8 protein-coding genes are annotated in these 13,210 nt (G+C 66.3%); 1 reads left to right on the top strand and 7 read right to left on the bottom strand.

What is annotated here, in order from left to right; all coding sequences use genetic code 11:
- Positions 1-2: 2 nt before the first annotated feature.
- Positions 3-3,251 carry a DUF2309 domain-containing protein gene (locus ACWHYV_RS03285; RefSeq protein ID WP_447979231.1) on the bottom strand — a complete coding sequence of 1,083 codons (3,249 nt, stop codon included), beginning with the start codon at positions 3,249-3,251 and terminating at the stop codon, positions 3-5.
- Positions 3,251-5,827, bottom strand: a complete 2,577-nt coding sequence (locus ACWHYV_RS03280) for a proton-conducting transporter transmembrane domain-containing protein (RefSeq protein WP_447979230.1) — start codon at positions 5,825-5,827, stop codon at positions 3,251-3,253. The genes ACWHYV_RS03285 and ACWHYV_RS03280 overlap by 1 nt, the downstream gene beginning before the upstream one ends.
- Positions 5,828-6,257: 430 nt before the next feature.
- Here ACWHYV_RS03280 and ACWHYV_RS03275 point away from each other — a divergent pair, with 430 nt between their 5' ends.
- Positions 6,258-6,635 (top strand): DUF2294 domain-containing protein, encoded by a 378-nt coding sequence (locus ACWHYV_RS03275; RefSeq protein ID WP_447979229.1) that lies wholly within the window; start codon positions 6,258-6,260, stop codon positions 6,633-6,635.
- 69 nt (positions 6,636-6,704) lie between these two features.
- On the opposite strand, the gene ACWHYV_RS03270 is transcribed toward ACWHYV_RS03275, so the two are convergent.
- The 5 genes from ACWHYV_RS03270 to ACWHYV_RS03250 form a co-directional block, all read right to left on the bottom strand.
- Entirely contained in the window at positions 6,705-7,310 is a 606-nt protein-coding gene (locus ACWHYV_RS03270) for a urate hydroxylase PuuD (RefSeq protein WP_447979228.1), read from the bottom strand.
- Positions 7,311-7,385: 75 nt separating this feature from the next.
- Entirely contained in the window at positions 7,386-8,327 is a 942-nt protein-coding gene (mdh, locus tag ACWHYV_RS03265) for a malate dehydrogenase (RefSeq protein WP_447979227.1), read from the bottom strand.
- Between the two features lie 43 nt (positions 8,328-8,370).
- Positions 8,371-9,315: an IS110 family transposase gene (locus ACWHYV_RS03260; RefSeq protein ID WP_447976880.1), complete on the bottom strand. Its 945-nt coding sequence runs from the start codon at positions 9,313-9,315 to the stop codon at positions 8,371-8,373.
- Between the two features lie 335 nt (positions 9,316-9,650).
- Entirely contained in the window at positions 9,651-10,055 is a 405-nt protein-coding gene (locus ACWHYV_RS03255) for a hypothetical protein (protein ID WP_447979226.1), read from the bottom strand.
- A gap of 94 nt (positions 10,056-10,149) precedes the next feature.
- Entirely contained in the window at positions 10,150-13,131 is a 2,982-nt protein-coding gene (locus ACWHYV_RS03250; protein ID WP_447979225.1) for a VWA domain-containing protein, read from the bottom strand.
- Positions 13,132-13,210 lie beyond the last annotated feature (79 nt).

Raw genomic sequence — 13,210 nt, 5'->3', positions numbered from 1 at the left:
TCTCACCCCTTTGTGACCAGTCGGTCCACGTCGCCGGCAAGGAACGGGTGCCACCCCCGATCCGGACGATACCGGTAGACTTCTCGAGTCTCCGGATCGAGCGCGCACAGGTGCACCCAGTGGAGATCGAACAGCCGTTGCAGCAGGTCGTTGCGCCTGATGACCGCGGTGATCCGATCGCGCGGCGCTTCGATCACCGCCGTGAGCCGCATCGGCTCGTGGTACGGCACGTCGCCGTCCATCACCGTCTGCCACGACAGCCCGATCCGGAGGTCGCTCTGCGTCCCGTACATGACCCCGACGTTGCCGACCACGTTGTGGTACACCTTGCTCCCGCTCCCATAGACCTCGTTGTCGACCGTGGAAAAGTAGTGCTCCATGTTGATCCACTGTGCGACGACCAGGGGGCCGGTCATGATGATCTCCAGCAGCTTACCGCGCGGGTCCTGCGCCCAGTCGTAGGAGTGGAGGAAGGTCCGGGTCTGCAGGTCCATGTCCTTGGTCAGGCCGCGCCGTCCGATGATGATCGCCGCATTCCGCGACAATCCCCACTCCGGGCGGACCTGCGTCCAATCGGCGCTTCGTCTCAGCGCCTGCCGGGCCGCTTCGGACGGCGAGAGGGGCTGCGCAATGTCCGGAAGCCGGAGGCACCGCTCCTGCCTGGTCCGATCGGCGGCCTTCTGGAGGTCGGTGAGCAACAGCGTCAGGTCATGGCGGTGCGTCGGCGGCACGTCCTCGAGATCGAAGAGACGGATCTCATCCGTGGTGGTGTCGTGCTCGCCGGCGCAGAAGTGGGTGTCCGCCGGGATGTCGATCCCGCGTTGTGCGAGCAGCGTCCGCACGGAGGTCTTGTTCGCCATCGCGGCCAGCACCCGTGCGTTCGCATGGCCGTGGTTGCCCCCGCAGGCTCCGCAGTCGAGGGCCGACTCGTACGGATTGTTCTCGGACGTGCTGCCGTGGCCGCAGAACAGCACGAGGCGCGCGAAATTGGACGTCAGGCCGATCAGGCGCAGGGCGGTTTCCACGAACAAGGCCTGCTCGTCCGTCGTAAACCCCGTCTGCGTGATCCGGTCGAGCTGCTGGGCCGCGCTGCGCGGATCGATGCCGTACTGCGTGCGGAGCGCGTGCACCACGGCGGCGCGATCGGCCGGCGCCATCCCCCACAGCGCCGTGCCTCCCGGATCCGGATCGAGCTCGTCCACCGCTTCGCGGCGAAGGCTTTCCACGAGCTCGGGCAGGATCGGCGGCCCATGCGGGCCGAGCCGCTCGCGCAGCACCTGCCGGATCACGGCCCGCTGCTCCATGGCGACCATCTCCCGGGCCTCCTCACGCGACAGCTTGTCGACGGTCATCGTCGTCGCGACCGGCCCGACCAGCCGCCGCGTCAGCCACTCTTGCAAGCGCCTGTACCACACCGGCACGACCGTCTTCCCGAGAAACGGCAGGCTGAACGCCCACCCGACCGTCTCGACCATCACGTACGGCGTGATGACGTTCTCCTTCAAGTCGTGCAGGAGGTCCTTCCCGGCCCGCAGCCACCGGCGCATGGCGAGGTGCTCACGGGCCGCCTGCCCCTGATACGCGCGCGGGATCTCCCGCACGACGTGCCGCGGCTTGACCAGCACGGGACACAGCTCGACCGGCGGCGCTTCGCCGAACGGCTGGTACCGAATGGGAACGGCGAAAAACCCGGCGATCCCGAAGGTCTCATGATGCCCCAGATGCTCGAGATGCCGGCGCAGCGCTTCCGACCGAACGTCGATGCAAAACACCGTCTGCGCAAAGGGGCGGACGCAGGAGGCCGGCGGCTCCGTCGAGGCCGTCGAGCCGAGGGCTGTGGACAGCGACCGGACGAGCGACGTCTGGTACGTGCGCTCGAGCGCCTCCAGCCATATGGGCCCGTGCGCCGCCTCGGGGCACTCCTGGATCCACTGCACGATCCGCCGGAGCGCGTCCGTCCCGGCCTCGAGGAACGCAGCAGGCTCGACGCCGATCGAACGCGCCACCCCTAAGATCCGCCAGGCGCTGATCAGCCGCTCACCGCGGGCGAGCCGGCTTCCCCACTCGGCGCGATACCGGTCCGCGAGCGCGGCCCACCCGTCCGATCGAACCCGGATCAGCCAGTCGACCTCGGCCGCGATGGCATCGGGCAAGCGGCCGGCGATCTGTTCGCGTCGCAGGAAGTACTCCTCGGGGTGCGTTCGTACCCAGTCGGCGATGCTCGTGAAGCTTCCTTCGATGCCGGCGTGCCGCCGGCAGGCTCGAGCGACCGACTCGCGTTCATAGAACAGCCGGACGGCGAGGTATTTGACGAGGTCGATCGGATACGCGTGCTGCCAGGGATAGTCGGGCCGACCGGCCCGCCACCGGATGAATCCCGTCCAGCCGGGGAGCGCGGCCGCATGCAGCGACAGGTAGTCGGACCAACAGGTTTTGGGGATACCGAGCCGTTCGAGACTCTCGAGGAGCGCATCTTCCGGTCTCTCCGGAAGCCGGTCGATTGCGGGCGACAGATCGCCGTAGCCCAGGAGCTCGCCGGTCCGATCGTAGGCGGACAGGGTGCGCCAGCTTCCATAAAAGGTCTTCTCGCGCAACGGCATCGTCCAGGTGGCATGTCCCTCGTCGAGGAACGCCGCGCACCACCGGATCATGCTCTGGTTGATGAAATCCCTGAGGTCCGTCCCGAACGTCTCGTCGCACCACGCGCTCAAGCTGACCTGCTGACCCAACGTCGCGGTGTCCCCGTGTGCGGCCGCGAGGACCGTACGGGAGAGGTCACGCCCGTCGATGATGGGCTCGAGCCGACGCGCGAGCGATTCCAGCAGGTCGCGGTCGGCCGCACGCGTGGCCGCCTGCTCCGCCTGTTGCACATCGGGTGCGCTCGGGCCGTGGACCAAGAGCACGTGCAACACGTCCTGGTGAGAGAGCTTTCTCCCCGCCAGTTCCACCACCTCGTCGCGCGCCCTGGTGCGCAGGACTGCATCCAGCTCGCGCTCGCCGATGCGCCCGCGGAAGAGCAGCTTCCGAACCATCGCCGACGGCAGATAGCCCCGCCCCCCGAACAGATGCTCCCCTCGTTGGACCGCCTCGCTGAACTCGAGATGCTCGAAGCCATGGAGCGGATTGTGGTGAATGAACGTGCGCATCGGCCAGAACGGCGCGACGGCCTCTCCGGCCAGGTGCACCAGCGAGCGCAGCTCCATGCGCTGCGCGTCGCTGTACCGTGGACGTCGTTCAGGTGCCGCTGCCATCACCCGTTCAACGCCTCCGACAGAAGGATCAGCACGGACCCGCTCTCGGCGCCAGCCACGGTCGCGACCACCGCGGCCGCGAACAAGAGGACAAGGAGCGGGGCCTCCGCGAGGCGCAGGTCCCACGTCAGCAGCCGGAACCTCGGCTGCCCGAACCACAGCTCTTGCAGGAGCTGCGCATAGTGCCAGGCGGCGGCCATCCAGACGGAGGCGACGAGCAGGATGGTCGGGATCCCGGTGGGCATGGTCAGCGCAAGATCCAATAGCGGGTAAAAGGGCCCGAAGAGCGGCAGCCCCATCGCGGCCACCAGGAAGAGCGTGAAGGCGACGGCCAAGCCGGGCATGGAGCCCGCGAGGCCCCCGAGTTGCTCCAGCCGCTGCACGCCCACGCGCTTTTCAACAAGCCCCCAGACGGCGAGCAGCCCGCCCATGATCGAGGCAAGGGAGGCGACATAGGCGCCCAGCGAAGCCACCGGCCTATCGGGGCCGGCGAGAAACCACCAGACGAGCGCAATCTGCGCGAGATAGCCGTACATGAGGCGCCGCGCGACATGGCGCTCGGCCACGGCCGCGAGCGAGCCGTACGCCGCCGTGACGGCGCTGAGACCTTGGGCCACGATCTGAAACTCACGTGGAAACGGCTCGGGCATGAGGGACACGGCCGTGAACCCGATGATCGGAAGCAGGATCGCGACGAGCGCCGACCCGAGCCCCGAGAGGCGACCGGCGCCTTCGACGACGCCGACGTGAAACGGCACGAGCGGCAGGACGATCAGCGAGCCGAGCATGAGCAGCGCCCCCCGAAGCGGATCGTCCAAGACAACCGCCAGGCCGATCGCAGCGAGGCCGATCCCGATCACTCCGTAGACGACGGCGTCGGGCAGACGGCGCTGATCCCCCACACGGACGAGCAACCGCTGACCGGCGCCGCGGATCGCGCGCGCGCCTCGCTGATACACGAGATCCACGAAGAGCCGGCTCGTCAGCCACACGTACAGGCGACGGCGAAGGTGCGTCACCCAGGCCGGAGCGACGAGGTGCTGCCCGCGCGCATCGGCATAGAGCAAGACCCAGACGCCGATGATCAGGACCGTGGCGCCGACGACGATCGCATCGAAAATCCATCCCGGCAAGGCGGCGGCGGCGAAATACCCGGCGACCTCGCCCGGGCCCGGGTAGAGGAAGCGGCTGAACGCCTCGCCCGCCCAGAGATAGGTCACGGCCAACAGCAGCAGCACGGCCACCATCGCGGACGCCACCTTCCACGACGCGATCGTCTCGAGCTTGTACAGGCTGAAGATCGCCTGCGACGCGGTCACCCAACTGAAGAACAGGAAGATGACGCTCCCGTGCGCTTCGAGCAGCGGGACTTCGAGCATGTTGTGCGCCAAGAGCACGATCAGGAGCGGCAGGATCAGGGTCAGGCTGAAGCCGGTGAGCCAGGTCAGCCGCGAGAAACGCCGTCCCGGCACCGGTCCGTGCGACGGGGTCCGGCCTTCACGGCGGACCGCCTGAATGCCGCGGCCCGATCCCAAGAACAAGGTGGCCTTGAACAGCCCGTGCGCAATCAGATGGAAGATCGCGAGCGCAAAGGCGCCCAGGCCGCATTCCATGATCATGTAGCCCATCTGCCCCATCGTCGAAAAGCCCAGGGTCTTCTTGACGTCGTTCTGCGTCAGCATCATGCTGGCGCCCAGGATGGCGGTGACCCCGCCGATCACAAAAATGACGTGCAAGGCGACCGGGCTCTCTGCATAGAGGGGGGCGAGCCGGTTCAGGAGAAAGCCGCCGGCATTGACGATGCCGGCGTGCATGAGCGCCGAGACCGGCGTGGGAGTGTCCATGGTATCGGGCAGCCAGACATGCAGCGGGAACTGAGCCGACTTGGCCATCGCGCCCACGAAGACGAGCAGCGCGACGGCGGTCGCCGCCGTCATCTCGAGATCCGTCGGCCACAGCGTCCACGTCAGGGATAGGTCCGACGCCCGGGTGAACAGCTCACGGAGGTCCAGCGTGCCGTACGCGCGGTACGCGAGCACGACGCCGGCGAGAAACGCCAGGTCGCCGAAGCGGTGCACCAGGAACGTCTTGAGCGCGGCGTCGCAGGCGGCCCGGCGTTCGTAGTTGTAGACGAGCAGCAGATAGAGGAGCCAGCTCAGAAGCTGCCAGAACACGAACAGCACGAGCAGGTTGACGCTGGTCACCAAACAGATCAGCACCACCGTCATCAGCGCAAGCAACGCGTAGAAGCGGGCATACCCGGGATCGCCCTGCAGGTATCGCCGGGAGTAGAGATGGACGACGGCGCTGACCGCCGTGATCAGGACCAGCATCACGCCGCTCAGCCGGTCCAGATAGAAGGCCCAGGGTCCGTAGCCGGTCGATTGCCAGACCACGAGCTCGGCGGGCCCCTGCTCGATGACCCGCTGAAGCGCCCAAACCGACAGGGCCCCGGCGAGCCCGACGGCAACGGTGCCGATCTTTGCACCGAGGTCCGCGCGACGAGCCCCGAGTGCGGCAATGACGAGCGCGGCCACACTCGGCAGGACGGGGATCAACAGTGCCACGGTCATCATGATGCGTCCGGCCTCACAAAAAGAAAAAGCCAACCGCTCTCACCGGAGAGATTCGGTTGGCTTGCACTGCTTTCGGCCCCCTTCAGAACCGATCGCCCTACAGCCATGTGTCGGAAGACCCCGGCCGCCTCTCACAAGCCTCCGGGACCATTCACGCCGGGTTATACCAAGGTTCGCTCGGGCGAGAAAGAGCCCTTTCGGCTCAATCTCGCCAAGAATTTCGGCTTATGCGAGGGCCCGCCCGGCTCAGCCTGTTCCGGTTGGTGGACCTAGGGAAGACCCGGGATAGGTCACGGCAACGGAGGCATGGCGCCGACGCTGGAAGAGGGCGGCTGGAGCAGGACGGTTGTTCCGGCGCGATGGATCTCTCTATAATCCACTCCCTCATCCAACCCTTTCTGTTCGGCCGTCGGCCCGGCAGAGCATGGTCATGAAAAACGGGCGGAAAAAGGGCGAAACCGAAGCGGCGATCCGGAACGCGGTGATCCGATTCGAGCAGGAGTTCATGGGGCGCGGCCCCGACGACGTTCGAGCGTTCATCGTCCGTGACATCGTCTTGGTCCGGCTGAAGGGAGTCCTGACCCCAGCCGAGCGGCAACTGGCGAAGACCGTCGAGGGCGTCGACATGGTCAAGCGCCTGCGCCAAAACCTGATCGCTCAAGGTCGCGAGAGACTGTGCGAGCAGATCGCCGAGATCACCGGCATCAACGCGACGGCGCTGTACACGGACATCGATGCCCATCTGGGCGAGCGGATCATCGTGTTCACCCTCGAGCGCGATTTGGAATCCACCCTGCAACAGGGCTGAGCAGGGCCCGGAAACACAACAGCCGGCGACGGTCGCCGGCTGTTGCTCACGGGTCTCAGGGCGCGTGTCCTACTTGACCGTTTGAGCCAGGTGACTGGCGGCTCCCATGAAGAACAGCATCGGGATCGACAGCATGAAGTTGACCCGGGATGCGAGGAGGGCTTTTCGCCCGAGCGCGGCCATCTCGGGCGGGGTGGGCTTTCCCGTCTCGGCCGACTCCTTGGTCATCCGGATGATCTCCTTCTGACAAGGCCAGATGATGGCGTGGACGTTGATCATCATGATGATCCCGAGGAGGCCGCCGATCCAGATGGCGATGTCTCCGGTCCCGGTCGGGGTGGGGTGCAGCATCAGGATCAGGCCGATCCCGGCGAGGACGGTGACCGTGGCGCCATGCCGGAACCACCAGAGGGCGTTGGGCATCAACCGCGGCACCACGACCCCCTTTTGAGCGGCGTCGAGCCCCTTGAGGAACCCGGCGTTGATCACGTTGAAGAAGTACAGCAGCCCGATCCAGGTAATCCCGGCGAGGAAATGGGTCCATCGCAGAAGCTGCTCCAGCCAGGCCCCGGCGTCCGACGGCATGCCGACGATCGCGATCCACAACACGGCCAGGATCAGCGTCGCCACGAAACCCGCCCCCAAAGTCTGATACGGATCTTCCAGAAATTTCATGGACTCACCTCAGTCGATCGGTTTGATGCTAAGCAAATCTCTCTACCCCACGCCACACGCAAAGTCAATGAGCCATTAGGGCCTCATCAGGCGATCCACCGCCTCACACAAATCCTTGACCGCCGCGGCCGAGGCCGTCAACGCCGCGCGCTCCTCCGGCGTCAACCGGTATTCCAGGATGGCCTCGACGCCCGCGCGTCCGAGCTTGACCGGCACTCCTACGAACAGCCCCTGGATCCCGTACTCTCCGTCGCATCGCGCGGCGCACGGAAGGATCTTTTTTTCGTCCTGCAGGATCGCTTCGACCATCTCGACGACGGCCGCGGACGGCGCGTAATAGGCGCTGCCGGACTTCAACAGGTTGACGATTTCGGCGCCGCCCTCGCGTGTCCGCGCCACCAGCGCCTCGAGCCGATCCTTCGGCAGCCACTCATCCAGAGAACGGCCCGCCACGGTCGTATAGCGGATCAACGGCACCATCGTGTCTCCGTGCCCGCCGAGCACCATCGCCTGAACGTTGCTCGCCGAGACCTGCAACTCGGCGGCGATGAACGAACGGAAGCGCGCGGAATCGAGCACGCCCGCCATGCCGATCACGCGCTGCTTGGGAAACCCGCTCACCCGGTGCGCGACGTGCGCCATCGCGTCGAGCGGGTTCGTCACGACGATGAGGACCGCCTGCGGCGAGCGCTTCGCGACCTCCTTCGCGACCCCTTCAATGATCTTGGCGTTCGTGGAGAGCAGCTCGTCCCGGCTCATCCCGGGCTTCCGTGGAACCCCGGAGGTCATGACGACGATCGCCGACTCCTCCGTGCCGTCGAAGCTCGTCGTCCCGCTCACCCGCGAGCCATAGCCGCAGATCGGCCCCGCTTGGGAGAGGTCCAACGCCTTGCCTTGTGGAATGCCGTCCACGATGTCGACGAGCACGATGTCGTAGCAGTTCTTTTCCGCCAACCGCTGCGCCACCGTCGCGCCGACGTTCCCGGCCCCCACCACCGTAATCTTTGGCCGCCCCATAGCGCCCTCACAGAAGGTTGAGGTTGAGCAACTGTCTTGATTGTCAAGCGGGCGAGCTGACTCGCCACGGTGATTGATGTTTGACCATCGCGTTGAGAATGGTCAGGAGCTTGTGCATGCAGGCGACCAGGGCGACCTTGGGCGCCTTGCCGACGGCCCGGAGTCGGCCATAGAACGCCTTGATCACCGGATTCCACTTCACCGCGACCAGCGTCGCCATATAGAGGACCTGCCGCACGGGGGCGCGGCCGCCCCAGCAGGTGCGCCGGCCGCGCAGCGTGCCGCTGTCGCGGTTGAGCGGCGCCACCCCGACCAAGGCCGCCAGGTGTTTGTGGCTCAGGGTGCCGAGTTCCGGGAGTTCCGCCAGGAGCGTGCGGCTCATCACCGGGCCAACGCCCGGCACGCTGCGCAGCAGATCCTCCTTTGCGCGCCACAGCGGCAGCGACTGGATCAACTGCGAGAGCTCCTCATCGACCTGGGCAAGGTGGCGGTCCAGCCAGGCGAGATGGGCCTCGAGTTGGCGCTGCACACGCCGGGGCGCCGTCCCCAGGCGGTTCTGCTCGGCGGTCCGCATGTCCAGGAGCTGCCGCCGGCGGGTCAGCAGCGCCCGCAGCTCCTGGGTGGCCTGATCGGCGATCGGCCGGGGCGCCGGCCGGACCGCTTCGGCAAACTGCGCCAGGACGGCGGCGTCCAGCGCATCGGTCTTGGCCAACCGCCCGGTGGCTTTGGCAAAATCGCGCACCTGCCGCGGATTGACGACGCAGACCGGCAGCCCCGCAGCCGCCAGGGCGCTCACCAGCGGCAGTTCGAGGCGCCCCGTCGCCTCGACCACGATGGCGACCGGACGCGCGGCTTGGAACTGCTCCACCAACGCCTTGAGACCGGCCTCGGTGTACGGCACCACCTGCCGCGCCCCCGACGGCCGCTCGGCGCAGTCAAGCTGCTCCTTGGAGACGTCAATGCCAACAAAGCGAGGCGTGTCAGTCATGGGTGCTCCTCCTCGTGAAGGCCTCCGACTCGCTCGGCCTTGCCACGATGCGGGCTCACGGCCCAGGCAACTGTACGAGCTTGGGGAGGCAAGGACGTGACGACCACGCTCAACCACGGTCTACGGGACCGAAGGTTCATCGGCCTATCACGTCCGGGGTTCATGCTCGCGTCATAGTAAAAGATCAGGTGAAAGATACAAGGTTAAGGCTGAGCGAGAGCGGCGAGAGTCTTGCTTTCCACCCACGTTCCGCTCGGGCCTGAAAAGCTGAGGTAAGACGGATGAAGCCGTGACGAGAGATCCCTCCTGAACCTCAACCTCAACCTTAACCTAATTCACTGTTCGTCGTGTCCCGTCCACCCGCCGACTTTGAAATTGATCGTGCAGACGAAATTCTCTCCGTCATAGAAATTGACTTTGATCTTTTTCTTCCCATAGGTCCGTGCCAAGAACGCTTCCGGCTGGTCGATCAGCGCTTGGTAGCCCCCCGGCGGATAGGCCCCGAGCTCGTGGAACGTGACGATCATTCCCGATTTTACTTCCTCCAGGACCTTCACCGAGCACCGGGGGAAGACTTCCCAGAACTTCGCGTCGATCTCCTCCTTGGTCGGCTCGTTGCGCTCTTCGCCCGGCTTCGCGGGCTTGGCAAACTTCGCCAACCGCCGGACATACGGGTACTGATGCCCCGTGAACAACTTGTAGAGCCAGGGCGGCACGGTATGTTCGGCAGAATGAGCCATCGTTACCAGTGATGAATGCAGAGTGATGAACGAAGAATGCTCAACGAGCGCTGGTTCCCTATTCATCGCTCATCGTTCATCGTTCATCACTTTCTTACGCCGTCAGGCGCTGATAGATCCGGGGCAGCCGGGCCGGCAGCGCGTCCACGCGATCGATGATGATGTAGCGGACGTCGCCGTACATCCGCTTCAGATAGTGGTCCGCGCGTTGATCCACGGTGATGCAGCACGAATGGATGCCCTGCCCGCGCAGCTCCCGGAGCGCCTTCTTCGTGTCCTCCAAGGCGTATTCGTCGGCATAGCCCTCGTCCAGCGGCTTCCCGTCGCTGATCAGGATCAGCAGCCGGACGCGCGCATCCCGTGCCATCAGCTTCCGCGCGGCGTGGCGGATGGCGGCTCCGTCCCGATTCTGCTGGAGCGGGGCGATCGCCCCGATCCTCGGTGACGAACGGACGACCGACTCGTCGAACTCCTTGAGCAGCAGGAAATCCACGGCGCGACGCCCGCGACTGGAGTAGCCGTAGATGGCGTATTGATCGCCGATGGCTTCGACGGCCTCGCTGAGTAGCACGAGCGCTTCCTTTTCCACATCGATGATTCGCCGCCCGGCGGAATCGATCTGCCGACTGGTCGAGCCACTGAGGTCGACCAGGAAGGCGACCGCCACCTCCCGCTCGCGCTTGTCCCGCTGCAGGTAGACGCGCTCGGTGCCTTCCACGCCCGCCGCGTGCTCGAGCAGACGCCGCACGACCGCGTCCAGATCGAGCTCCTCACCGTCCGCCTGCCCGAAGAGCCGCCGAAGGCCGGAGGGCTTGAGGCTTTCGAAGTAGCGACGGAGCACGCGGATGCTCGGGCCGTGGATGGAGAGCGTCCTGTCGACGAAATCACTGTCGGATGCGCCGGGCAGCCGCTCGGTCACGCGGCACCATCCCGATCGGTAGTCTTGCATCGAGCCGTCCCATTCGTCGTAGAGGAAGGCCTGGCCCGCCGGTAGCCGCGGACGTCCCTCGTCCCCGAGCAGAGCCTCTCGCCCGCCGTCCCCCTGAGCCTCATCCTCGCCGCGTGCGCCCTCCCGGGCTTCGCCCTGCGGGACGGCCCGGGGGCTGTCTTCCCGTTCGCCGGGCTCGTCGCGTTCCCCGCTCGTCGTGCCGGCGCTGCTCGCGCCAATCCGATCCCCGTCCCGCGCCCCGCGGTCCTGGACCCAGTCCGGGTCCATCTCACCGCGATACGACCAGTTCGTGACGGGCCGGTAAGCGGCCCCGCTGTCCTCGGACGCCGGCGGTCCACCGGCGCTCGCCGGCTGCGCATCGGCGCCGTCCGAGCCCTCGCGTGGCGCAGCCCCGGCGACCATCCGATCCAGCAAGACGTACAGCCGATCGGCGGTCCGGACGGCATCGGCCGCCGTCGCGGTCCGCGTCAAGACCTGTCGCGCAAGATCCCAAGCCGGAACCACCACCGAGGTCAAGGCATCCGGGATCCGTACGGTCCCGGGCTCGGCCGTCGTCATCAGCAGCAGGCAATCGACGACCATCTCTTTGGCCGTCATGCCATGATCCAACGTCCGCGTGGCGACCAGGTCCCGAGCCAAGACCGCGAGGTCCTTCGCCAGCCCGGGATACTCGTCCTGCAAGTGATGCTCGATTCGCGCATCCTCGAGAATCATCCAGAGGTCGCGGATCAGGGCCGGTTGGGGATAGAGCCGAAACAGCTCGCCGAGCGTGTGGACTTGGGAGTCGCCCCCGCCATATCGCGTCCGGACCTCGGTGATCAGGTCGCCGAGCGACGGCCAGGAGAGCTGGTACGTACCGAACACGAGTCGGCCCGCTTCATGGGCGGTCATCACCGTGTACAGCCGGATGTTCCCCTCGCGCGTCGGATAGCGCTGGAGCATCTCCGGCAGGCCGATGACGGCCGTCTCCGCGCTTAGCGACAGCCGGGGCCGGGGTGGCGAGCCGGCCGTGTCCACCTGCGCTCGGATGCTGATCTCCCGTCCACACAGCCCCTCGGCGAACAGCTTCAACATGCGAGTCACGCGCCGCAGCGGCACCGCGCTCCCCGCCTCCTCCAGGGCGGTCAGGGCCTTTCGTGTCTCCAACGCGAAGTAGGCGCGCCCGCCTTCGGCGCTCAGCTCGAGGACGGTCATCCCGCCTCGATACCATTCCTCGAACACCAGCCGCGCCTCGGCGGATCCTGCTCGTTCCAACACCTCGGGGCAGCGCCGCAAATAATGAAGCGCCGCCTCGCTGTCCCGCCCGGCGACGAAGAGTCCGTACTGCAGGACGCGGGTGCGCCATTCCTCGGAAGGGAGGCGGGCGAGAATCTGGGGGCTTTCGGCAAGCATCGCGCCAGCCGCGGCGGGGTCACGATCGGCCAAGGCCGAGCCCAGATCGATGACTCCCTTGCGGGGAGCGGCACCGGTGATCTCACGCAACAGGCCGGGACTTCGGCGAAAAAACTCGAGCGTACCGACGTAATCCGGCTTCCCCAGGCTGTTCTGCGTGATCAACTTCGTCCCGAAAGCGATCCACGACCTGAGATGATCCTCGGGGACCGCCTCGGCGATCCGCGGGCTTTGACGGAAGAACTCCATGCCGAGCACATAGTCGGCCCGCGTGAGCTCCAGCCCCAGCTCACACCAGCGTGCCAAGGCCTCGGCGGGCAACACCGCCAGCAAGTCTTGAGCCTGTCTCATGAATTCAAGCGCCACGTTCGAGTCGGCCTCCGCCAATTCCAACGCGTGCTCGAGCGCGGTTCCGCGCACGGAGGCGGGCATGAGAGCCACGAGAGGGGGGCTTTCTTTGAAATATTTCAACCCGGCCGCCCCCGAGGCCGCCGAGATGGCCACACCGAGATCCAGCCATGGTAGGATCGAGGCAAGGGCCTCGCGTCGCCGGAGCGCCGCGAACGCCTCGACGGCTGCGGCCGCGCACTTCGCCGACAGCTCCTCGAGCTCGTCCAACAGCACGAGGATCCCGGACAGCGCCGGTGAGCCGGCAGACCGCTGGACCTCCGTCACCCACGCGACGGCTTCACGGCGTTCCATGTGCTTGGTCAGGCGCTCGATGAGTCGTTCCACGGTTCAACCAGCACGCTGATGCTCTGAAAGTGGTGGATTGTAAAGAAGGCGTCGGCGCTTTGTAAACTGGGCCTCGCCG

The organism is Candidatus Nitrospira bockiana, assembly GCF_965152565.1.
Note: the sequence above shows the minus strand (reverse complement) of the source record. Positions and strands in the feature narration are given on the sequence as shown.

Coding starts and splice junctions, on each gene's coding strand:
- ACWHYV_RS03255 (WP_447979226.1), bottom strand. CDS start 10,055: ATGGCTCATTCTGCCGAACATACCGTGCCGCCCTGGCTCTACAAGTTG.
- ACWHYV_RS03270 (WP_447979228.1), bottom strand. CDS start 7,310: ATGAAATTTCTGGAAGATCCGTATCAGACTTTGGGGGCGGGTTTCGTG.
- ACWHYV_RS03275 (WP_447979229.1), top strand. CDS start 6,258: ATGAAAAACGGGCGGAAAAAGGGCGAAACCGAAGCGGCGATCCGGAAC.
- ACWHYV_RS03285 (WP_447979231.1), bottom strand. CDS start 3,251: ATGGCAGCGGCACCTGAACGACGTCCACGGTACAGCGACGCGCAGCGC.
- mdh (WP_447979227.1), bottom strand. CDS start 8,327: ATGGGGCGGCCAAAGATTACGGTGGTGGGGGCCGGGAACGTCGGCGCG.
- ACWHYV_RS03260 (WP_447976880.1), bottom strand. CDS start 9,315: ATGACTGACACGCCTCGCTTTGTTGGCATTGACGTCTCCAAGGAGCAG.
- ACWHYV_RS03280 (WP_447979230.1), bottom strand. CDS start 5,827: ATGATGACCGTGGCACTGTTGATCCCCGTCCTGCCGAGTGTGGCCGCG.